23 protein-coding genes are annotated in these 22,499 nt (G+C 40.7%); 6 read left to right on the top strand and 17 right to left on the bottom strand.

What is annotated here, in order from left to right:
• Nucleotides 1-88 precede the first annotated feature (88 nt).
• From VJ937_RS07455 to VJ937_RS07400, 12 genes are all read right to left on the bottom strand, one after another.
• The gene (locus VJ937_RS07455; RefSeq protein WP_414706400.1) at nucleotides 89-823 is read right to left on the bottom strand and encodes an ABC transporter ATP-binding protein; all 735 of its coding nucleotides are present in this window, start codon (nucleotides 821-823) and stop codon (nucleotides 89-91) included.
• A gap of 7 nt (nucleotides 824-830) precedes the next feature.
• On the bottom strand, nucleotides 831-1,736 hold the full coding sequence (locus tag VJ937_RS07450) for an ABC transporter ATP-binding protein (protein ID WP_324066270.1): 906 nt from the start codon (nucleotides 1,734-1,736) through the stop codon (nucleotides 831-833).
• Nucleotides 1,737-1,765: 29 nt separating this feature from the next.
• Entirely contained in the window at nucleotides 1,766-2,656 is an 891-nt protein-coding gene (locus VJ937_RS07445; protein WP_324066269.1) for an HlyD family secretion protein, read from the bottom strand.
• A 303-nt stretch (nucleotides 2,657-2,959) separates the two neighbouring features.
• Nucleotides 2,960-3,208 (bottom strand): four helix bundle protein, encoded by a 249-nt coding sequence (locus VJ937_RS07440; protein WP_324066268.1) that lies wholly within the window; start codon nucleotides 3,206-3,208, stop codon nucleotides 2,960-2,962.
• Between the two features lie 43 nt (nucleotides 3,209-3,251).
• On the bottom strand, nucleotides 3,252-4,502 hold the full coding sequence (locus VJ937_RS07435; protein ID WP_324066267.1) for a TolC family protein: 1,251 nt from the start codon (nucleotides 4,500-4,502) through the stop codon (nucleotides 3,252-3,254).
• Between the two features lie 12 nt (nucleotides 4,503-4,514).
• Complete coding sequence (locus VJ937_RS07430; RefSeq protein ID WP_324066266.1) at nucleotides 4,515-5,111, bottom strand: helix-turn-helix domain-containing protein; 597 nt, start codon at nucleotides 5,109-5,111, stop codon at nucleotides 4,515-4,517.
• A gap of 288 nt (nucleotides 5,112-5,399) precedes the next feature.
• Nucleotides 5,400-5,981: a beta-phosphoglucomutase family hydrolase gene (locus tag VJ937_RS07425; RefSeq protein WP_324066265.1), complete on the bottom strand. Its 582-nt coding sequence runs from the start codon at nucleotides 5,979-5,981 to the stop codon at nucleotides 5,400-5,402.
• Nucleotides 5,982-6,071: 90 nt separating this feature from the next.
• Complete coding sequence (gene argJ / locus VJ937_RS07420; protein ID WP_324066264.1) at nucleotides 6,072-7,289, bottom strand: bifunctional glutamate N-acetyltransferase/amino-acid acetyltransferase ArgJ; 1,218 nt, start codon at nucleotides 7,287-7,289, stop codon at nucleotides 6,072-6,074.
• Between the two features lie 61 nt (nucleotides 7,290-7,350).
• Entirely contained in the window at nucleotides 7,351-8,388 is a 1,038-nt protein-coding gene (argC, locus tag VJ937_RS07415; RefSeq protein WP_324066263.1) for an N-acetyl-gamma-glutamyl-phosphate reductase, read from the bottom strand.
• Entirely contained in the window at nucleotides 8,381-9,574 is a 1,194-nt protein-coding gene (locus tag VJ937_RS07410) for an aspartate aminotransferase family protein (protein WP_324066262.1), read from the bottom strand. The genes argC and VJ937_RS07410 overlap by 8 nt, the downstream gene beginning before the upstream one ends.
• A gap of 8 nt (nucleotides 9,575-9,582) precedes the next feature.
• Complete coding sequence (gene argB / locus VJ937_RS07405; protein WP_324066261.1) at nucleotides 9,583-10,422, bottom strand: acetylglutamate kinase; 840 nt, start codon at nucleotides 10,420-10,422, stop codon at nucleotides 9,583-9,585.
• Nucleotides 10,423-10,662: 240 nt separating this feature from the next.
• Entirely contained in the window at nucleotides 10,663-11,298 is a 636-nt protein-coding gene (locus VJ937_RS07400) for a GNAT family N-acetyltransferase (RefSeq protein ID WP_324066260.1), read from the bottom strand.
• 400 nt (nucleotides 11,299-11,698) lie between these two features.
• On the opposite strand from VJ937_RS07400, the gene VJ937_RS07395 reads away from it, so the two are divergent.
• From VJ937_RS07395 to VJ937_RS07380, 4 genes are read left to right on the top strand one after another with little or no spacing between them, the layout of a single operon-like run.
• A complete protein-coding gene (locus tag VJ937_RS07395; protein ID WP_324066259.1) occupies nucleotides 11,699-12,871 on the top strand; it encodes a pyridoxal phosphate-dependent aminotransferase in 1,173 nt (390 codons plus the stop codon).
• A complete protein-coding gene (locus VJ937_RS07390; protein ID WP_324066258.1) occupies nucleotides 12,868-13,710 on the top strand; it encodes a prephenate dehydrogenase in 843 nt (280 codons plus the stop codon). Before VJ937_RS07395 ends, VJ937_RS07390 begins: the two co-directional genes overlap by 4 nt.
• A gap of 2 nt (nucleotides 13,711-13,712) precedes the next feature.
• On the top strand, nucleotides 13,713-14,849 hold the full coding sequence (locus VJ937_RS07385; RefSeq protein ID WP_324066257.1) for a bifunctional 3-deoxy-7-phosphoheptulonate synthase/chorismate mutase type II: 1,137 nt from the start codon (nucleotides 13,713-13,715) through the stop codon (nucleotides 14,847-14,849).
• 30 nt (nucleotides 14,850-14,879) lie between these two features.
• Nucleotides 14,880-15,872 carry a chorismate synthase gene (locus tag VJ937_RS07380; protein WP_324066256.1) on the top strand — a complete coding sequence of 331 codons (993 nt, stop codon included), beginning with the start codon at nucleotides 14,880-14,882 and terminating at the stop codon, nucleotides 15,870-15,872.
• A gap of 130 nt (nucleotides 15,873-16,002) precedes the next feature.
• Here the strand turns inward: VJ937_RS07380 and VJ937_RS07375 are convergent, their stop codons facing one another.
• Nucleotides 16,003-17,514 (bottom strand): T9SS type A sorting domain-containing protein, encoded by a 1,512-nt coding sequence (locus VJ937_RS07375; RefSeq protein ID WP_324066255.1) that lies wholly within the window; start codon nucleotides 17,512-17,514, stop codon nucleotides 16,003-16,005.
• 426 nt (nucleotides 17,515-17,940) lie between these two features.
• On the opposite strand from VJ937_RS07375, the gene VJ937_RS07370 reads away from it, so the two are divergent.
• Together VJ937_RS07370 and VJ937_RS07365 are read left to right on the top strand one after the other, a co-directional pair.
• Nucleotides 17,941-18,870 carry a DnaJ C-terminal domain-containing protein gene (locus tag VJ937_RS07370; RefSeq protein WP_324066254.1) on the top strand — a complete coding sequence of 310 codons (930 nt, stop codon included), beginning with the start codon at nucleotides 17,941-17,943 and terminating at the stop codon, nucleotides 18,868-18,870.
• The gene (locus VJ937_RS07365) at nucleotides 18,867-19,169 is read left to right on the top strand and encodes a chaperone modulator CbpM (protein ID WP_324066253.1); all 303 of its coding nucleotides are present in this window, start codon (nucleotides 18,867-18,869) and stop codon (nucleotides 19,167-19,169) included. The genes VJ937_RS07370 and VJ937_RS07365 overlap by 4 nt, the downstream gene beginning before the upstream one ends.
• 130 nt (nucleotides 19,170-19,299) lie before the next feature.
• Here VJ937_RS07365 and trpA read toward each other — a convergent pair whose 3' ends face one another.
• From trpA to VJ937_RS07345, 4 genes are all read right to left on the bottom strand, one after another.
• On the bottom strand, nucleotides 19,300-20,067 hold the full coding sequence (gene trpA, locus VJ937_RS07360; RefSeq protein ID WP_324066252.1) for a tryptophan synthase subunit alpha: 768 nt from the start codon (nucleotides 20,065-20,067) through the stop codon (nucleotides 19,300-19,302).
• 26 nt (nucleotides 20,068-20,093) lie between these two features.
• A complete protein-coding gene (gene trpB / locus VJ937_RS07355; protein WP_414706399.1) occupies nucleotides 20,094-21,284 on the bottom strand; it encodes a tryptophan synthase subunit beta in 1,191 nt (396 codons plus the stop codon).
• A gap of 1 nt (nucleotide 21,285) precedes the next feature.
• Entirely contained in the window at nucleotides 21,286-21,909 is a 624-nt protein-coding gene (locus VJ937_RS07350) for a phosphoribosylanthranilate isomerase (protein WP_324066251.1), read from the bottom strand.
• The coding region (locus tag VJ937_RS07345; RefSeq protein WP_324066250.1) for an indole-3-glycerol-phosphate synthase at nucleotides 21,906-22,499 on the bottom strand (594 nt) is incomplete at its 5' end. The genes VJ937_RS07345 and VJ937_RS07350, both read right to left, overlap by 4 nt.

The following is a 22,499-nucleotide window of genomic DNA, read 5'->3' as shown; positions in this document are numbered from 1 at the left end:
ATTAGATCTTTGATTTTAGATGTTAGATTTTAGATATTGGATCATAGATGTTATGATATTAGATTTTGGATCCAAGATCTAAGATCAGCTAGCCTCTTGCCATTTTTACAAATACTTCGTCCATATTTTTTGCTTCATATTCATTTATGAGTTCAAGTGGTTTGCCTATGGCTTTTATTTCTCCGGCAACCATAATCGACAGCCTGTCGCAATATTCAGCCTCATCCATATAGTGCGTAGTCACAAAAACTGTGATTCCCTGATGCGCTGCCTCGTAAATGAGTTCCCAAAACTGACGTCGTGTAATGGGATCTACCCCTCCGGTAGGCTCATCCAAAAACACGATGGCCGGTTTGTGTATAATCGCGATGCTAAAGGCCAACTTCTGCTTCCATCCCAGCGGCAAGGCTCCGATTAGCTTATCGCGTGCATGTTCAAAACCAAGCTTCTGAATTAATTTGTCAGCCTCCTCCTGAATGGCTTTTTTGGGCATTCCATAAATTCCGGCATAAAACCGGATGTTTTCCCAAACCGTCAAATCTTCGTACAGACTGAATTTTTGGCTCATATAGCCAATATTCTTTTTGATTTGCCCGGTTTGGCTATAGACATTAAAACCGGCTACATTGATTTCCCCGGAGGTAGGCTTACTCAAGCCACACAATATCTTGATTGCCGTGGTTTTACCGGCACCGTTGGCACCCAGAAACCCAAATATTTCGCCTTTGTACACATCAAAGTTCAATGCTTTGTTGGCTGCAAATGAACCAAACTTCTTGGTCAGGTTCCGCGCGCTTATTACTATATCCAGATTGTTCATCATCCTGGTTTTAATTTGATTGCATTAAATGCATAAATACATCTTCAATACTTGCCAGGGCGATTTCAACCTGCAGTTGATCGTGCCCTTTTTCTCTGAGCAGAGCCTGCAAATCGCTAGCTTCCAGCGCATCATCGTTTAAGGTTACATGCAGGTACTGCCCAAACGGAAAGGCCGAATACACTTGTTCAATTGACTTGAGACTACTGAGTAGTTTATAATGGTCTTTTGCCTGGAGCGCATAGAGCTTCTTTGGAAATGCTGATATAATATTTTCGGGCGTATCCACTTGCAGGAGCTTTCCCTTTTGTATAAGGGCTACCCTGTCGCAAAGGGAGGCTTCATCCATATACGGGGTACTGACGACGATGGTGATACCGGTTTGCTGTACCTTTTTTAGCATCTCCCAAAATTCTTTTCGGGAAACAGCGTCTACACCTGTGGTTGGCTCATCAAGCACAAGGATTTCCGGTCGGTGAATTAAAGCGCATGACAGTGCGAGCTTTTGTTTCATCCCGCCTGAAAGCTGCCCGGCCAGCCGTTTCTTAAAGGGTGCGATTTGTTCATAAACGTCCTTGACCAAATCATAGTTTTCTTCGATGGTGCTACCAAACACGCGGGCATAAAAAGCCAGGTTTTCTTCCACGCTCAAATCCTGATAAAGCGAAAACCTACCCGGCATATAACCCACATGCTTTCTGATTTCCTTATAATCTTTTACCGTATCGCGCCCGTTCATTGTAATGGACCCCGATTCAGGAATAAAAAGGGTGACCATCAGGCGCATCAAAGTGCTTTTTCCGGCACCATCGGGACCAATCAATCCGAACAGTTCACTGTCTTTAATTTCAAGATTTATGTCCCGAACTGCCAGAACTTCCCCGAAGTTTTTTGATATGTTTTCTATTTGAATCATAGATATTGGATATTGGAACTTAGATCTATTTAAAACTTCACCTCTGCGGGCATACCAATCTTGTACCTACCTTCCTGGTTGCTTACTTTAATCTTAACCGCGTACACCAATTTTGTGCGCTCTTTTCGGGTCTGAATCACTTTGGGTGTAAATTCCGCTTCATTGGCCACCCAGGTAACTACGCCTTTGTCTTCATAGAGTTCTTTACCTTCCACATCAGTATAAACCTTTACTTCATCGCCTTTGCGTACCTTATGAAGCATTTCTCCATCGACATATACACGCAAAATCAAACTGTTTGCAGGAGCAATCTTATAAAGGCCTGTGCCGGGCATCACCATCTCACCTCGCTTTTTGAAATGATTCAGCACAATACCATTGATGGGATTGATGATCCGATAATCGTTGATTTGAGCATCAAGAGAAGCCAGTTGACTTTCCAGCACATTCAATTCCTGCAATACCGATTGCTTTTGTACCCTGTAAGCCCCTAAACGTGCTCTGGCCACGTTGACTTTTCCTTCAATTTCATCGAGCTGTTGGGGTGTAGCTGCCTTTTGCTCAGTCAGGGCTTTTATACGCCTGAGGTTTTTCTCATACACAGACAATTCTCTCTTAACGACCTCCCTTTGAGCTTCGATATTGGCAGCCTGACTTTTTATCGATTGCATTCTGGCTCGAAGCTGCGCCTTTTGCAGGTGTAATTGTGTTGTATCAATTGTCCCCACATGAGCTCCTTTGGTGTAAGTGAGACCTTCTCTCACTTTAAAATCTATGAGTTCTCCCTGCCCTTTGGCAGCTACCATTATCTCATCGGCTTCAAAGTTGCCAAATGCATCAGATTTTTTATTATCATTTTCACATCCGGTGAAAAGTGAAGTCGCTAGTATTAAAACGGCTAGAATATTTATGTTTTTCATAGTTCTTAGGTTTATTGATCCTGGATCTTAGATCTGAGATATTTGATCTATGATCGCTGATCGTTATGTTTTGAATGTACAGCGTTAATGAAATTGTATAGTTTCTTACTTAGATGTATAGTCCTTGTATGGATCTCATTGAAAAGCTTTTCATCTTTAAGAGATTTGGTTTCAAACAGCGTTTCTAAATGATCCAGCGTTTCATATGTTTATTTTTAATTTTCAAAGGTCATATGGAACCTCCTATTACCTGTTTTACAGCTTTTTAACTGTAATACTCCAAATAATCATGCTCATGTGTGTTTAATGGTCAAACATGGAGGTTTCATAATTTGAGGCTAAAGAAAATGTCAAAAACCGTATAAATTCCAGTTTATACTCTTTCCTTCCATATCCTTCCACAATATTGGCTTTTACAGACTTTGATGACCTTCTGATCTGAGATCCGGTTTCATATAATTCAAACTTAGGTAGAGTTTGAATTGTCATTTCATGAATTTGACTTACATTCTCTCTTGCTAACTGCCAAATATCTAGTTTTTTATAACTCATCTCTTATTTGTTTATCGATTATCCATTATCTCAGATTCTTTTATTATTTCTCAAGTAAAATCTGCAGCGATACCTGTGCCTGGTTCAACTTAATCTCATGAATCTGTTGCGAAATTTTTGCGGCTTGCTCCTTGAAAAGCTCTTCGATATAGGCAGATGAAGTGACTGTACCCTGCTTAAGCTGTGAGCTATAGTCCCTTGTGATCTTTTCGCGCAACTCGATAATCTCTTCATCTTTTACAAGCGCTGCACGATACTGCTCCATTTCGGCCAGGTATTTTTGCTGCTCAATATTCACTTGCTGCAGAAACTGCTCTCGACTGTGATCCACCATCTGGCGCTGTACCTTAAGTTGCTGCTTTTGCCGGTTGGTCTTCTTCCAATCGAATATATTCCACGAAACGCCTGCTCCGGCCATAATCCAGCTATCTGCCTCATTTTTGAGCATGTTGAGTCCGGGTTTCCCGTATCCTGCCTGTGCAAAGGCGTTAAATACCGGCATCCGGTTCTTTTGTAAAACGTCAGCCATACTAACCGCAGCATCTTGCTGTAGTTCATAAATAGTTAGCTGATGCCGTTTTACAGTCTCTGGTACCCGTGCATTGGGTGATACAAGAGAATCGGAATACTGAATATTCAAACCTGTGAGCACATTCAGCATGTCAGCCACAGCCTTAGCCTGGAATTTCTGGCCTGAAAGGTCCTGCTCTGCCTGTAGCTTTTCTGCTTGTAACACGTGTTTTCCTGCTTCACGCACCACGCCCTGCGTTACGGCTGCATCCAGCTCATTTAGTTTTTTGTCCAGGGTGCTTATTAATTGTTGGGTCAGCTCCAATTGTTTTTGCGAAAGTATGAGCGCAAAATACAAACTGGTTACGCGTTGCTTTACAGAAAAAAAGGCATCTTCCGTTTCCGCTTTTGTCAGAGCCGTCTCTATTTGTTTGTTTTGTCGCAATGCTCTGGTGCGACCGCCATCCCAAATGAGTTGGTTAATTTCAATTGTGGCTTTGTATTGTTCTTTTGAAGGTTCATCTATGGAAAACCCTGGCATGGGAATTTCCACGCTGGTTACATCCGATTGCCATGTGGCCTGGGCATTGGCATTTAGTTTGGGTAAATAGTTGGTTTTCAAAATCAACTGCTCCAGGCTATCCAGTTGATCCAATGCCTGCAGGTTTTGTAGCACAGGCATCTTTTTCCGGGCATTGCTCCAGCATTCTTCCAGTGTGATGGTTTGCTGTGCAGACAAACTCATTGGAAGAAGCATGAGTAGGATAATGGTTTTTAGATTCATAACGCTGCGATTTTACTGGTTCTTAAGTGTCTTTATTATCAGATCGGCTATTCGCTCTTTTCTGCCCTCCAGCGCATTTTCAAATTCCTCTTGATCGCCATGAAAGAAAACATGTGTAATTAAAGGCTGACCTACATATGGAAATACGACAAGAGAAATGGTATTAAGTATTAATTCGAATGCCTCCGCATCTGTCTTTCCAATTGCCTGGGCAAGCAACGGCAGCAATTGCCTGGGATCAAACCCCGATGATGTCATAAGCGAATATAAATTTCCTGGATCGCGCTGAATTTCCTGCATAATAAACAGTGGCAAAAAACGATTCTTCTCAATCACATCGATATACTCGCTGATGAAAAGCCGAATACGTTTTTCGAGCGGAAGATCCTGATTCGTGAGTACCTGCAACCTTGGCTGTAAATGTCCAAAAGCCTCCTTGAAAGTATGCTCAAACAATTTTTGTTTGCTGCGGAAATAGTAATGTAATAAAGCCTTATTAATTCCTGCCTCATCGGCAATTTCCTGCATTCGGGTGGCTCCCATACCCTTTTTCATAAAAAGTTTGCGAGCCGCATCCAGAATCTTTTGTTCGGTTTGTTTTTCAGTCATTTTACCTTTTGGTTTAACTATTTGGTTAAATTCAACGGTGCAAATGAATAAAAGGTTTCGCAAACGGCCAAATAATTTAACTAAAAAATTTAACCGTTTGGTTAAAAACACAACAAATGACTAATAATAAGATGTTTGCTTGTTCGTTTCGATTCACACATGCAAAGCCACAATGCAATTCAACGAACTCTGCTGGTACTAAATATTAAAATGTAATCGTTTCTTTGTCCTACCATAGGCCATTGAGTGGCTGGTGGGGCAGATAGCGAGAATCGAAATGGCCGTTTATCAGTAAAACTTCCGCACATCAATGTATTGCATGCCGGCATTTTTTGCGGCCTGAAAACCGAGTTCAGCATCTTCGAAAACAAGGCACTCTTCGGGATTAACATTCATAAGTTCGGCACATTTCAGGAAGGTGTCAGGATCGGGTTTATGCTTATCCACATCATCGGCCGTTACTAGCAGCTCAACACTGTCAGACAAACCAATTGCTTCCAAGATCTGCAGTGCGACTCTGCGAAAACTTCCGGTTCCAACAGATACAGGTACCTGATTGGCATATCTGGCAAGCAATCGCATAACTGGTTTAATCGGCTCAACTTTATGTAAGTTTTCCAGAAAACGGGCCTCTTTATGGCTTGTTATTTCGTCAGGGTCTAACTCAAGATTTTGTTTTTCGTTAATGATCCGAACGATCTCGCCGCCCGACATTCCGGCATATCGGTTTAAATCTTCTTCGGTGTATTCAAAACCATACTGTTCTCCAACCTCCTGCCATGCGGCAAGGTGTACTGGCATGCTGTTGGCCAGTGTTCCGTCTAAATCAAAAATAAATCCGCGTGGTCCGTTACAAATTCCCTGATCCATATTAATATTCAAAATTAAATTCTTAAAAAATGAGCAGGCTGCAAAAGTAGGCAAACCTGCTCAAAATAATGTATCAATAAACAACAATTTCTATGTTGTATAAACAGAGTTAAACATTACATAGTCTGTAGTAAGATCTGCACCCCAACCTTTGGCTGCCGCTTTACCCTGATGCAAGTCTAACTTAATATGTAAATGCGATTCGCGCAGCAATTTCTTCATCATGTTACGATCAAATTCCTGTGGTACGCCCTGTTCAATTACTTTTACAATTTTCTCATCACTTCCGAGGTATAAATCCACCTTTTGGTAATCGAAGGGAATGCCGGCATTTCCTGCAGCTCCAACAATACGGCCCCAGTTTGGGTCGCGACCAAACATTGCTGCCTTCACCAATGTTGAATCGGAAATTTCGCGTATCAAAGTTCTGGCTTCATCTATTTTAGACGCATTCACAACTTCGTATTCAATAAATTTGGATGCGCCTTCGCCATCTGAAACAATTTGTTTGGCGAGGTGAATCATCATTTGCTCAAGGTTTTCCTTAAACTCTGCGTAACCTGCATCCTTTTTTGTTTTAAGTGTATCGTTATTTGCTTTTCCATTGGCCATAACCAGCACCATATCGTTCGTAGAAGTATCTCCATCAACAGTAATCATATTAAAGGATTTGTCTGCTGCTGCTTTTACAGTCTCTTGTAAAAGTTTGGATTCAATGGCCACATCAGTTACAATAAAAGCCAGCATCGTAGCCATGTTGGGGTGAATCATTCCGGATCCCTTGGCAATTCCGCCCATATTGACTTCGTAACCATCTACACCAAATTCGACAAAACCCTCTTTCGCATAAGTGTCGGTAGTAAGAATAGCATTAGCGGTAAATGATCCTGCGTTAGATTTTGTGGTAAGTTTACTCACATTCTCCCGAATACCTTTCACAATATCCTCTGTTGGAAAAGGTTCGCCAATAAGCCCGGTAGAGGAAACAAGCACGAGTTCCTTATCAATTTTCAACTCCTCGGCCATGGCTTCAGCCATCGCTTCAGCGCCAAGCCGACCTTGTTCGCCGGTAGCTGCGTTGGCATTACCGGCATTAATTACAATAGCCTGTGCTTTACCGTCAGCAATATGTTTTTTAGTAAGATCTACAGGTGCTGCTGTTACCTTGTTTTGTGTAAAAACACCAGCCGCACTGGCCGGTACATCCGAATAGATCATAGCCAGGTCACGACGCAAAGATTTAATTCCCGTGTGCGCACCCCAACACTTTATTCCTCTGACATTGGTTAAATTCTTAATCATTTCCATGGTATAATATTTTGTTTTGGTAATTTAATTCAATTAAAGTTTGTTTTTGATTCAACTGTGATTAAGGTTGAACTGGCACTAAATTCAGACCTGCTCTTTCTTCCAGACCCAACATAAGGTTCATGTTGTGCACGGCCTGGCCTGCTGCGCCTTTCACGAGGTTATCAATCGCACTGATCACCAGGATCATTCCGGTACGATCATCATAAGTGGTGTAAATGTCGCAATAGTTACTTCCCCTTACATCTTTTGTTGCGGGCACCTGGTTTCGCAATCTAACGAAAGGTTTGCCAGCATAAAACTTACTGTAAATCTCCTGCAAATCATTATCTGTAATTGATTTTTTAGGTTTTGCATAGATGGTGGATAAAATTCCACGATCTATAGGCAAAAGGTGTGGTGTAAACTGCACGGCAATATCATTTCCGGCTACAGCACCCAATACTTCCTGAATCTCAATGGTGTGCCTGTGTTTTTTTAATCCATAGGCTTTAAAATTGTCATTCACATTAGAATACAAGTTCACAGGTTTTGATTTAATTCCGGCCCCGGTCACCCCGGTTTTTGAGTCGACTATTAAAGGTGAAGCTTCAATGTAGTCGTCTGCTAATAAAGGCGCAGCTCCAAGAATTGCTCCTGTGGGAAAGCAACCGGGATTGGCTACCAGATTACTCTGCTTAATTTCATCTGAAAACAATTCCGGTAACCCAAATTTAGCCAATGAAAACCCTTGTGAAAACGAGTGTGCTTTCTGGTACCATTCTTCATAAACTTCAGGTGTTTGCAGTCTGAAATCACCTGAAAGGTCAACAATCTTAAATGGCTTATTCTGAAACCGTTTCACAAAATCCATTGATACGCCATGCGGCAATGCAAGAAATACCAAATCCGCATTGGCCGCATCAATATCCTCGACCGAATGAAGTTTATAATCTGCAATACCCTGTAAAAAAGGGTGTACATCTGTTATATTTTTACCGGCATAGGTTTCAGAAGTGATCATGGTAATTTCTACTTCCGGATGATTTACAAGAATTCTTACCAATTCTGATCCGGTATATCCTGTAGCGCCAATAATGGCAACTCTCTTTTTAGTCATGGTTAATTTCTTTTAATGATTGCTTAATAACTTCAACAACTTTTTCCATCTCGTCATAAGTAATTACAAGCGGGGGTACGAGCCTTAAAACATTGCCTGCAGTGGCGTTAGCTAAAACACCGCGTTCAAGCATTTTTGCAACCAGGGGTTTTGTTTCAAAATTGAACTCAATACCAATCATTAAGCCTTTTCCCCTGATCTCTTTAATAGAAATTTCATTCAGTGCCTGAATACGTTCTACCAGCCATGCTCCTTTTTCATGTGCTTCCTGAACCAGATTATCTTGTTCAATTGTTTCAAGTGTTGCTAATGCTGCTGCAGTTGAGAGTGGGTTACCGCCAAAAGTTGTTCCGTGGTCGCCAAAGTCAATAGCATCGCTGACTTTTTGATTTGAGAGAATGGCCCCGATGGGCACACCGCCTCCCAGGCCTTTAGCGAGCGTAATGATGTCCGGCTTCACTCCGTAGTGCTCCCACGCTAACATTTTACCTGTTCGGGCAATTCCACACTGTATTTCATCGAAAATAAGTACAATATCATTCTCATTGCAAAACTCCCGCAAGTCATGCATAAAATCAACATCTGCTACATTTATACCACCCTCGCCCTGTATGGGTTCAATAATTATAGCGGCTGTAAGGTTTGAAGCAGTCTCCCTGAGCTTTTTCATATCTCCGGCAGGTATTTGGTGAAATCCTGCAGGGATAGGCTCAAAGCCTTTTTGCATCTGCGCTTTCCCTGTAGCAATTGTGGCCAATGTTCGGCCATGAAAAGAGCCTTCAAATGAAATAATTTCTCCTCCTTTACCCTTGCTGTGGGCATATTTCCTGGCAATTTTTATTGCCCCTTCAACCGACTCCGCGCCACTGTTAGAAAAGAATACACGGTCGAGCCCAGAAAGTGTAGTTAGTTTCTCAGATAATTTGACCTGAGGCTCGCTCAAATAAAAATTAGAGATATGAATTAACTTCGAAGCCTGCTCCTGAATTGCCTTTACCAGAGCGGGATGATTATGTCCAAGGCTGTTTACTGCAATTCCCCCTAAAGCATCGATATACTCATTATCTTCTACATCCCATACACGTGCGCCCTGCCCTCTTTCGAGAGTAACCGGGTATCGCTTAAAAGTTTGTAAATAGTGTTGTTGATCAAGTTCGTGATAGAATTGATTCGTTTTTGATGTCATGATATATTTTATTTTTTAATGTTCGTACCTATGGTAAAATCTCCGGCAATTTTTTGTAATTGTCCGGGTTTGGTGCCATTAATAATACGGGCCGATTTGGTGCCTTTATTCAAAGCAATTTCGCAGGATTCTATTTTTGGAATCATACCTCCCTGAATGGTACCATCATCAACCAGCATTTTAAGTTCATTCAGCTGAATAGCGTTAATAAGTGTAGATGGGTCATCTTTATCTTTCATAAGGCCATCTACATCTGTAAGCACAACGTACTCGTCAGCTTTAAGGGCTCCGGCCAAATGCCCGGCAAACATATCACCGTTAATATTATACCCTACTCCTGCTTCATCAGCTGCAGTACAGGATATTACCGGGATAAAATTACTTTTTAGCAGTAAATGAATAAGCCGGGGATTTACCTTGGCTACATCTCCAACCTGACCAAGATCAACGGCTTTCATTTTACCATCGATTAAGGTCTCATGGTGTCGTTTGGATGCAATCACAATTTGGCCATCCTGACCTGAGAGACCGACGGCCTTATGTCCCAGGCCATTCAACAGACTGACTAAATTACTGTTTACTTTGCCTTTGAGTGTCATTTCTACGTATTCAAAGGCTTCAGCTGTGGTTTTGCGCTGTCCGTCGATAAATTCTGATTCAATTTTAGCCTCGTTGAGTGCTTTTTTAATAAACGGGCCACCTCCATGCACAATTACAACATTAAAGCCCTGTGCATGAAGAGCGCCAATGCTTTTTAAAACTTCTTTTTTCAGACGATCATCGCTCATAGCGTTACCGCCATACTTAAATAAAAGTATAGGTTGCGACTCGGGATCTTCGAGTTCCATAAGTAGATTTTTTAGTTAATAAAACAGCATTTTAATGATGACAAACAAAATTAAGTGATAGTAGCAAATGCCTGTCATAATGGACAATACTCATATGTTATGATCTTTGAAATGTGTTTCATACAGTATGAAAACGATTTATTCAATTATATTGTTCAAAAAAAATTTCTAAAAGGAGGCTTCACGGTCCTTAGCGACAAATTCCTGTCTTAAAAATCAATAAATAGTAAGCATCTGCTGTCATATTCCTTTCTCAAACAATAATTCTTGTTCTCCCTGGTCAGGAAGAGGTTTGAAATTTAATTTTTGTAGATATTTATAATGATGTTTGCTCCTGGCCTCTGCAATAATTTTATTAAAATTTTGCTCTTTAAAGAAGTTGACAAATTTATTATAAATGTAATACCCATTTTTCAGGTCTCGGTAGCGCGGTCCGACATAGTCCAATACCACATGTAGTGTATGATCATTTTCGGGATATGCAATGAAAAGCCCGGCAACCTGGGCATCACGCAATATAAAAAAGCAAAAAGAGTGTTTTTGTGGATCGAATAAAAATCCCGGGAAGTATCTCTCGATTTCGTTTTCATGAAACTTGAGATACCGCGCTAAATATTTATTTTCCGGACTAACCTCAAGTGTTTCAAAATACTCTTTTCGATTGAGTAATAAATACAAATAATAAATATTGACAAAAACAATAAATAAATTCACAAACCCAACCGGCAATGAGCCAATAAGAAAACCATAAACTGCAAAAGTCCCTGAACCTATGAGATTAACAATCCTTAACCTTACAATTGAAGTAAGCATTAATGATATGGCCACAAGTATCGACGCCAAATAACCAATCCATTCCAATATATCTATTTCCATATCACAATTATTTAATACAAAGGTGTAAAAAGATGTGATAATTACCTAATTAGATTAAAAAGACATTCTTTATTTGTTTTATCAGAATAAATATTTAGCTTTGAAACTTAAGATTATGCAAAGAATACACACATATTATTGGTCTTACTATTATTTCTTAATGAAATAAGGCGGGACCGTAATGTGTAAATTTTTAATAAAATTATTACCCCGCCACAAGCGGGGTTTTTTATTTTACAGAGAATGAATACAATAACTAACAATCACATGGCATATTATTATTGGTATTATTACAATTACCAAACGGGATAGCTACGTGGTTGTGCAATATTTTGTATACAAAACAGAAGGCGTCCCAAATTTGAGGACGCCTTTTTTTTATCGAATAAAATCGAAAAATATGAACATTGAACCGGCGGAACGAATTAAAAGGGTCGAGACCTACTACTTTTCAGGTAAACTCGAGGAAATAAGACAACTTCAGTCACAGGGCCATTCCATCATTAACCTCGGAATTGGAAACCCTGACATGGCAGTACATGAGCAAGTGCTGAACACATTAAGAAAAAGCTCAGAACAACCACAGAGCCATTACTATCAGCCTTACAAAGGAACTGCAATGCTCAGGAATGCATTCTCTGACTGGTATCAGCGCATATACAATATTAAACTAAATTCAGAAAATGAAATCCTGCCGCTTGCCGGTTCCAAGGAGGGCATTATGCTTGCAATGCTGGCTTTTGTAAATGCAGGAGATTCTGTCCTGGTACCCAATCCGGGCTACCCTGCATATACTGCAGTGGCAAAATTACTTGGAGCAAATGTAATACACTACAACCTGAAAGCCGGCAATGGATGGCACCCGGACTTTTCTGAATTGGAGCAACTTGCCCGGGAAAAGCCCAAAATCATGTGGGTAAATTACCCGCACATGCCTACAGGAGCTAAAGCGAGCAATGAACTCTTCAAAAAACTTATAAAATTTGGAAAACAGCACAAAGTGCTTATTGCACATGATAATCCTTACAGTTTAATTCTAAATGATAAACCGCTAAGTATTTTATCTGTCGCTGGCAGCAAAGAAACCTGTTTTGAGCTAAATTCATTAAGCAAATCGCACCGCATGCAGGGATTTCGGGTAGGCATGATTGCCGGACACCAGCAATTAATTAAGCATTTATTAAAAGTGAAAAGCAATTATGATTCAGGCATGTATTTACCCATACAAACAGCTGCTTCTGAAGCGCTCCACCTCGATAAGCATTGGCATAAAACCACAAACCAGGTTTATAGCAGGCGCCGTAAGCTGGTTTTCGAAGCCCTTGACCACTTAAACTGTAGTTATTCTAATAATACAAGTGGTATGTTTGTTTGGGCTAAAGTTCCTGATGCTTTTTCAGATGGATATGCATTTGTAGATCATCTGCTATATAACCATGGGGTATTCGTTGCTCCTGGTGGAATCTTCGGCTCAAATGGCAATCAATATGTAAGATTCTCGCTTGCTGCCCCAAATGAAGGTTTTGAGTTGATGTTAAACCGAATTAAGAACCAACAAAAAATCGCAATATGATAATTACTGTAATCGGCCTTGGGCTTATTGGCAGCTCCATGGCTATAGACCTCAAATCTCGCGGATTTGCACAAATCATTATTGGTGTTGACAGCAATGCGATACATTCCGAGGCTGCCTTGCAACTGGGAATAGTGGATAAAATTATGAAAATGCAGGAAGCTATAGCGCAGGCAGACCTTATTTTACTGGCTACGCCTGTTGATGTTTCACTAAAAATGCTTCCCAAAGTACTTGACCAGATAGATGAGCAAATCGTGGCTGATGTATGCTCGACCAAAGGCAAACTCAATGAAAGGGTTTACTATCACAAAAAACGAGAAAACTTTGTGAGTACCCATCCAATGGCAGGCACTGAACACAGTGGACCACGTGCAGCATTTTCGGGTTTGTTTGATGGAAGGGCAACCATCATAACCGATGCAGAAGACAGCAGCGATAAAGCTTTGCAAACAATTAAAACGATGTACGAATGCTTAAACATGCGCATTATTTATATGAATGCATACAACCATGACGTGCACGCAGCATACATATCGCATATCTCTCACATCAGTTCTATGGCCCTGGCGCTTACTGTACTGGAGAAAGAAAAAAACGAAAAAAACATTCTTGATTTAGCAAGTGGTGGCTTTGATTCCACAGTGCGTCTGGCCAAAAGTCCCGCAAGTATGTGGACACCCATTTTCATGGAAAATTCAGGAAATGTAGCAGCCGTACTCGACACCTACATTGAACACTTGCAGGCCTTCAAAAAAGCCATATCAGATCAGGATAGCACAAACATTACTGAATTAATTAATCAATCAAATAAAATTAAACGTGTACTAAATAGATAATTATGGAAAAGCAACTTAATTTACTTCCCATAAATCAATGGAACCTGACAGATACCAATAAACCCATCATCATTTCGGGGCCCTGCAGTGCCGAAACAGAAGAGCAGGTAATGACAACCGCCCGCTCGTTGAGTAAAAACGGAATAACAGTTTTCAGGGCAGGCATATGGAAACCACGCACCCGACCCGGGTCTTTCGAGGGTGTGGGCAGTATCGGATTACCATGGTTAAAACGTGTTAAGAAAGAGACCGGAATGCATATCGCAATTGAGGTAGCAAATGCCATGCATGTAAAAGAAGCCCTGGAAGCTGGAATTGATATACTTTGGATAGGAGCTCGAACATCGGCCAATCCGTTTGCAATGCAGGAAATAGCCGATGCTCTGATTGGCGCCGATGTGCCAGTGCTGGTGAAAAACCCGGTAAACCCGGATGCAGATCTTTGGGTAGGGGCCATTGAACGTATCAACAAAGCAGGCATAACGCGAATCGGGGCCATACACCGGGGTTTCTCGAGCTACGATCGAAGCATTTATCGCAATGTGCCCCACTGGCAAATTCCCATTGAACTGAGAAGTCAGTTACCTCAAATACCAATATTCTGTGACCCCAGCCACATTGCCGGAAGGCGCGAATTATTGCAAAGCATCTCACAAAAAGCTATGGATCTTGATTTTGATGGACTTATGATCGAAACTCATTGCGACCCGGATAATGCCTGGAGCGATGCAAAGCAACAAATTACACCCGAAAGTCTCGACATTATGCTCGAAAGCCTGGTGATTCGAAAAATGAATCCTGAAGGTGTATCGCTCAACACACTTGAAGATTTACGGTTTAGAATCGATAAACTTGATAATGAACTGATGGATTTGGTGCAACGACGCATGGGTTTAGCTACCGATATAGGGCTTTACAAAAAGCAAAACAACATGACCATACTGCAGCAGTCGCGATGGGAAGACATACTTGAGACTAACATTAAAAAGGGACAAAAAAGAGACCTTAGTTCCGGCTTTATCATGAAAATATTTAAGGCCATCCACCAGGAATCTATTAATAAACAAACGCAGGTAATGAATGAAAAGCACTCCATTGCAGCGGACAAAAAAGAAGAGCGCATAAAAGCCGTAAAATAATTTGTATTTTAGAAGTTTAAAACTGAATTCATGAACACATTTGGACGACTTTTCAGCATACACATATTTGGGGAATCACATGGAATGGCTGTAGGTGCAACTATTGACGGTTGCCCGGCCGGCATCCCATTGAGCGAAACCGATTTTGAAGCCGACCTGGCGCGTCGTAAAAGCGGTGCAAAAGGCACTACTCCACGTAAGGAGAGCGATTTACCCGAACTTCTGACAGGCATATTTGAGGGAAAAACAACAGGAGCACCACTGACGATCTTGTTTCGCAATGAAAATGTACGCTCAAAAGATTACAGCAACCTGAAAAACACTCCCCGCCCGGGACATGCTGATTTTGTAGCTCAGGAAAAATTTGGCGGACATGCCGATTATCGGGGTGGCGGGCATTTCTCAGGCCGGCTCACACTGGCCCTCACTGCAGCGGGTGTGGTAGCTAAAAAAGTTTGCGCAAACCTGGATATTGAGGCCCGGATTATTGAAGCTGGTGGTGAAATCGATATAGAATCGGCTATCAACAAGGCCATTGAAGCAAACCATTCCATTGGGGGTATTGTGGAGTGCAAGGTTAATAATTTACCCATAGGCCTGGGTGAGCCTTTTTTCGACTCTGTTGAGTCGCTGTTGAGTCACATTGTATTTGCCATACCGGCCATCAAGGGTATTGAATTTGGCTCTGGTTTTCAGGCTGTAAAAATGACCGGTGCGGAGCACAACGATAACATTATTGAAGGCACAGGAAAAACAGAAACCAACAATGCAGGCGGTATCAACGGCGGCATTAGCAATGGTAATGAATTGGTGTTCCGGGTGGCGGTAAAACCCACCAGCAGTGTGTCTACGGCTCAGAACACCATGAATATGGAAAAAGGAAAAATTGAAAATCTTAAAATTGAAGGCCGCCACGACCGCTGCATTGCGCTACGGGTTCCTCCTGTGCTAGAAGCTGCTACAGCCATTGTACTGGCAGATTTGATGCTGCTGGAGCAGCAAGCAGGAAGGGTTATCACTTAAGCTGTAATAAGATAGTGCTCTGTGATACAGACATCTTACTATCCTGTAAAACATCACTTTCATGCAGCATTAAAAAAAGCCATCGGGTGAATCGTTTAAAGCAATTCACCCGATGACCAGCTTGTCTATGTTAGTCTTTTATAATTCGTCTGGTCTCAGTTTCGCCATTACTCAGCAGTAACCTGACAATATACACACCTTCTTTTAAACCACTGAGATTTAATGTCTCTTTATTACCCGGGGCAGATTCTGACCTTACATATCTACCGGTAGCATCTATAACTCTAATCTCAGATATATCTGTATCAGATTCAATATAAAGGTTACCTGAAACCGGGTTTGGATAAACGCTGAACGCTTTATTGGCAGTATTGGCAATATTTAGAGGCTGTTCACTATAATAAAAATGCTCTAATACAGTTCCATCCCATACATCATCTGTACTGTTCCAGTCATATTCACTTCTGGATACCAATTGGTGCCTAAAGACTTCTTCAGGAGAACCGAAAGCATTGATACCAGAGTAATGGAAAGATAATGGTATTATTAGGTCATTATAAACCAGGTTGTTTTCATACTCACGTGTCCATTTTTGGCTATTGTCCCAACTATCTGTGTTTGGGTCCCAACTGGAATATATCATTTCTATCATATTATTTGATGCATCAAAACCGCGTTCATATTGATAATTAGGATACCATTCACTGTTATTCTCATCCCAGGCAAATACAGTTTCGGATGTTTCATTTTGTGAATTATCATAAGCATACGCTGTTTTAGATTGAGGCTGCCATGATGATTCCATTTTATAATAAATATACTGTGTTTGATTGCCAAAAGAATTGTACGAATATTCTGTCTTAGCATCTTCAATCCATTCATCATTGATCGTATCGCCGTCATACCGAATATTTTGCACCAGAAGACTATCATCATAGTTATATTCATATCTATATTGTTTTTTATAAGTGCTGGAATAATCACTCCAGGACATCACGTAAGAATGTGCAATCTGATTAGCTGAATTATAACCAGAATATCTAATAAAATAATTATCCCATGAGTCTGTGGATGGATTCCATGTGTTATAATTACTTTCTATTACATTTTGGGCAGTATCATAGGTTGTATTACTTTTTAGGTCAGGTAACCATGCGTTATTTATGGTATCCCAATTGAAACGAACGAACTGTGTTGCATTTCCGTATACATTATATACGTTTTCGATCTTTTCTATAGGCTCCCACGCAGAAGCTTCAGAATCCCATTCATATTCAATGTTCAAGATTTCATTCCCCTGTTCATCGTAATTGAACTCTTCTTTTGCATCATTAACCCAATTTCCGGTTACCTCATCTACAGCATATTGCAGCCACAAGGTCAGCTTATTGTCATCATCAAAGCTTAACACATGCTTCTCATCATTCACAAACTGACCGGTAACATCATAATACGATTGTTCAATTACCGAATCCAGCCTCATACCAGAGGATGAAATAGCTTTATTTACCATTCTGTCCTTAGCACCCTGATTTTGGATAATCTCATTTTCAATTTTCTTAATTTCATTTAATTCCTGCGACATGACATTGCTCTGTATCGCAAATATAGCAACAAGTAAAGTAAATTTTCTTAGTAACATAAGCATAGTCTTTTTATTGATTAACTAACTATGCAACTAACTGAAAACCTTATTGTTTAGAATTAATACAAATAATATTTATAATCATTACAAATAACCTCGGTATAATTATAACAATAGAATTCATAAAAAGCTCTTGTAGCATGTAACAGCCCTTCTCCTTTGATTCATTGTATTCGAAGCCTGCAAAAGCTCCTTAAAAAGTAACCATGATTAGCCTTCCGGATGTAGTGCGGATAAACCATAAAAAACTTGTCGATTGTAAAAAACCACATTAATCAAAATCACCATTTGAGTTATTATTTATATGACATACAGCAATTTGGCACCCACCCCTTTCGTTCAAAAAACATATTAAAAAAAAAGAACATTCATTTTAAAAATTTGTTAAAATTTATGGCCACTAACGATAAAAAAACCTTGTAAATGGCATATATAGACTATTATAAAATTTTAGGCGTTAATAAAAATGCAAACCAGGATGAAATAAAAAAAGCATACCGGAAATTAGCGCGTAAATACCATCCTGATCTAAATCCTAATGATGACACTGTAAAACAAAAGTTTCAGCAAATTTCTGAAGCTTACGAAGTATTGGGCGATAAAGAAAAAAGGAAAAAATACGATAAATACGGTGAAAACTGGAAACATGCGGACGAATACGAAAAAGCCGGATATGGAGGGCAGCAGCAACAAGGACAGCAGTTTTACCAGAATTTTGGCGACTTCTTCTCAGGATCCAGATCGCAGGGTAATTTTAGTGGAGGCGATTTCGGTGGTTTCTCAGACTTTTTTGAATCGATGTTTGGTGGATCAGGTGGTAGCAGACGACAATCGGGTTTCAGGGGAAATGACCTCCAGGCCGAAATGGAGCTCAACCTGACAGATGTAATGCAATCGCATAAACAAACGCTCACTATCAATGGTAAAAAAATTCGCATTACAATTCCCGCCGGACTGGAAGACGGGCAAACCATAAAAATCTCCGGATACGGCAGTCCTGGTGCTAACGGAGGTCCAAACGGCGATTTATATATCACATTTTCAATAAACAATAACACAAATTTTAACCGCGATGGCAGTAATTTATATTCAACCGTAAATACTGACTTTTATACTGCTGTATTGGGCGGCACAACTACAATTGACACCCTTGACGGTAAGGCGCGCATAAAAATAAAACCAGGCACACAGCCAGGCACAAAAATGAGATTGAAAGGCAAAGGTTTTCCAAAATATAAAAATGAACAATCAAAAGGCGACCTCATCATTACCATTCAGGTAAAGATACCAACAAAATTAAGTGATAAAGAAAAACAACTATTTGAAGAACTCAAAAATGTCCATCAGTCATGAGCGAAAACCAATATATAACCATCGAGGAACTTTGTCAATTATACGAAATTGAAGCAGAATTCATTGAAGAACTAAAGGAAAATGAACTGATACAGGTAGTTCAGGAGGACGAAAAAACTAGTGTTCCGGTAACTGAGATACAAAACATTGAGAAAATACAATCATTCTATTATGATTTGGAAATAAATATTGCAGGTATCGATGCCATATTCAACCTGCTAAATCAGATTGATGAAATGAAACGAGAAATGAATGACATGAAACGCAAGCTCGATTTTCTTCAAAACAATTCACTTTAAATTATACGTAGTTAATAAAAACAGAAAACGTTTAACTGAAATTGCAGCTTTACACTGAATTCACGATTTGAGCACAGCCTATTTATGCAACTCGTTTTTTTACAAACTTTTTGCAATGACGGCAAAATCATCAACCTTTAATACTTTTCACAAATCCAGCAACTTTTTCTTCAAATGCAGGATTTCCCTCCAGGGCTTTAATAAAGGCACTGCCAATAATGGCGCCATTGGTGTATTGACAAACATCAGTGAATGTAGCCCGGTCGCGAATACCAAAACCGGCCATTAATGGCTGATTGCCCACAAGCGACTTCACCCGCTCAAAGTAAGATGCCACTGCTCCGGTATCAAGCCTACTACCTGTTATGGCGTTGGAAGATACCAGGTAAATAAATGATGTACTTAACCGGGCAATTTCCTGAATCCTTTCATCCGGTGTTTCCGGACTGATGAGCAAAATATTGTGTATGCCATGTTTTTTGAAAAGTGCTGCATAGTGCATTTGGTATTCTTCAAGGGGCAAATCAGGCAAAATCACACCATCAACACCCGTTTCAGCACACTTTTCGAGGAAATGCTCCATCCCAAATTGCAACACCGGATTGATGTATCCCATCAATACCCGGGGAATTTTTAATTGCTGTATTGTTTCAAGCTGTTCAAAAAGTCTTTGCACGGTCATACCATTATCCAAAGCCTGCTTGCTGCTTTTTTGTATCACCGGACCATCGGCCACCGGATCAGAAAATGGGAACCCTATTTCTATAAAATCTACTCCTGCCTTATCTAACTGGGCTGCCACCCTTCCTGTATCGTTTTGTTCAGGGTATCCGGCAGTAAAATATACAGAAAGCAAATTTTGTTTCTTATGCTTAAAAAGTTGATCGAGTTTATTCATTTCAAAGATTTTTTCATTAAAGAGAATCATTTCAAATCAAGTGCTTTCAGGTAGGTAGCCATGTCTTTATCGCCACGCCCCGAAAGATTGATCACAACGTTATCGTTTTTTTTAAAGTCCAATTTTTTGAGTGCTGCAAAAGCATGGGCTGATTCAAGGGCAGGTATAATGCCCTCCAGCCGGGTCAATTCAACAGCTGCATCAAGAGCCTCCTGGTCGTCCACACCAAGAAACTGAGCTTTACCTGTTTGATGCAACCAGGCATGCAATGGTCCAATACCCGGATAATCGAGGCCGGCAGAGATAGAATATGGTTCAACCACCTGTCCATCGTCGGTTTGAATAAGCAAACTTTTAGCACCATGCAGAATTCCTGTCCGGCCAAAACTTATAGTAGCTGCATGCTCTTCAGTATGCAAACCCTTACCTGCGGCTTCAATACCAACCAGCTTTACACCTGTGTTTAAAAAGTGATAAAAAGCCCCGGCAGCATTACTTCCCCCGCCAACACACGCCATTACATAATCAGGCTCACTCTTTCCGGTTTTAGCTTTGAATTGCTCCACAATTTCTGCGCTGATAACTGATTGTAATTGGGTAACAATCTCCGGATATGGATGCGGCCCCACAACAGAACCAATCACATAAAAGGTATCAGCCGGATTATTAATCCAATCGCGAAGGGCCTCGTTAGTTGCATCTTTCAGGGTTTTATTACCACTTGTAGCCGGCACCACTTTGGCTCCCAGCATTTTCATTCGGGCTACGTTTGGTGCCTGCCGCTCCACATCCAGAGCACCCATATGAACCACACACTCTAATCCCCGCAAAGCGCATACGGTAGCTGTAGCCACGCCATGCTGGCCAGCTCCGGTTTCAGCAATAATACGCTTCTTGCCCAAATGTTCTGCCATCAAAACCTGTCCAATGGTATTGTTTATTTTGTGGGCTCCGGTATGATTGAGGTCTTCGCGCTTGAGCCAAATATTGGTTTGATATTGTTTTGATAACCTTTCGGCAAAATAGAGTGGCGTGGGTCTTCCGGTATATTCGGTTAAAAGATTCCGGAAAGTTTTTTGAAAATCGGGATCATTTAAAATTCCCAGGTAATGAGCCTCCAGCTCTTTTATATTGGGGCGCAGCATCTCAGGGATCCATGCACCACCAAACTCCCCGTAATATCCGCGCTTATCCGCTATTGATTTTATTTGTAACATATTATTTTGATTTTACCTCTTTTAAAAACTTCATTAATTGCAAACTATCTTTTACGCCGGGTCGAACCTCAAAACGACTGTTAAGATCAATTCCGGCAAATTTTTTATGATGAAAAGCCTTAATTTGTCCAGCATCGTCAGGTCCGATGCCGCCACTTAGGAAAAATGGGACATGCCCCTTATAACCTTTGAGCACCGACCAGTCGAATTGGCGGCCACTACCACCGTAGGCTTTGGAAGGTGCGTCAAACAAGAAATAATCGACAACTGACTCGTATTGTTCCACTGTTTGAAAATCAATTTTATGGCTCACACTAAAGGCTTTTATAACCACCAGGCTCTGTTCTTTAAGCTCCTTACATATATCCGGAGACTCATTACCATGCAACTGCACAGTGTTCAAACCATAGGCAAAAACATTCCGTATAATCAAAGAAACTGGCGCATTAACGAATACTCCTGTCCTGCTATGTGTTGATGTTAATTGCATAAACGACTTGTCAGGCACAATTGTCACATTGCGCGGCGATCTGGGATAAAAAATAAAACCCAGCAAATCAATATCTTCCAGAGGTAACGCCTTTATATTCTCCAGGCTATTCAATCCACAAACTTTAATTTTCATTGGGCCGAGGTCTTTACTTGATTCAATTTATTAATAAATGACTGACATTGTGCAGGTGGATTCTCGTGTTTCATAAAAAACTCACCGATTAAAAAACCATGAAACCCCGCAGTTTTAAGTTTTGCAGCCGTTTCAGGTGCATGGATACCACTTTCGGCAATTTTGGTGTAGATGCCGGGAATTTGCTTACATAGTGCAATGGACTGATCCAAATCGACAGAAAAATCCTGTAAATTCCTGTTATTGACACCAATAACATCTATCAAGCTATTCACTTTTTCGAGTTCCGATTCTTCGTGCAGCTCCAATAAAACCTCCATTCCATGTCCCTGAGCCAATGCTGCCAGATCTTGAATTTGCTGTGGCGATAATATTCGCGCAATAAGCAAAACAGCATCAGCTCCGGCTGCCTTAGATTGTGCAATTTGGTATGGGTCTATGATGAAATCCTTTCTCAAAACCGGAATATTAATCTGCTCACGTACCGATTCAAGGTGTAGCAGGCTCCCGCCAAAAAAAGACTCATCAGTAAGCACCGATACAGCCGATGCTCCAGCATGCTGGTAACCTGCAATCACCTCCTGATGAGA

The sequence above is a fragment of the Salinivirga sp. genome, assembly GCF_035268865.1.
Classification (GTDB): Bacteria; Bacteroidota; Bacteroidia; order Bacteroidales; family Salinivirgaceae; genus Salinivirga.
Note: the sequence above shows the minus strand (reverse complement) of the source record. Positions and strands in the feature narration are given on the sequence as shown.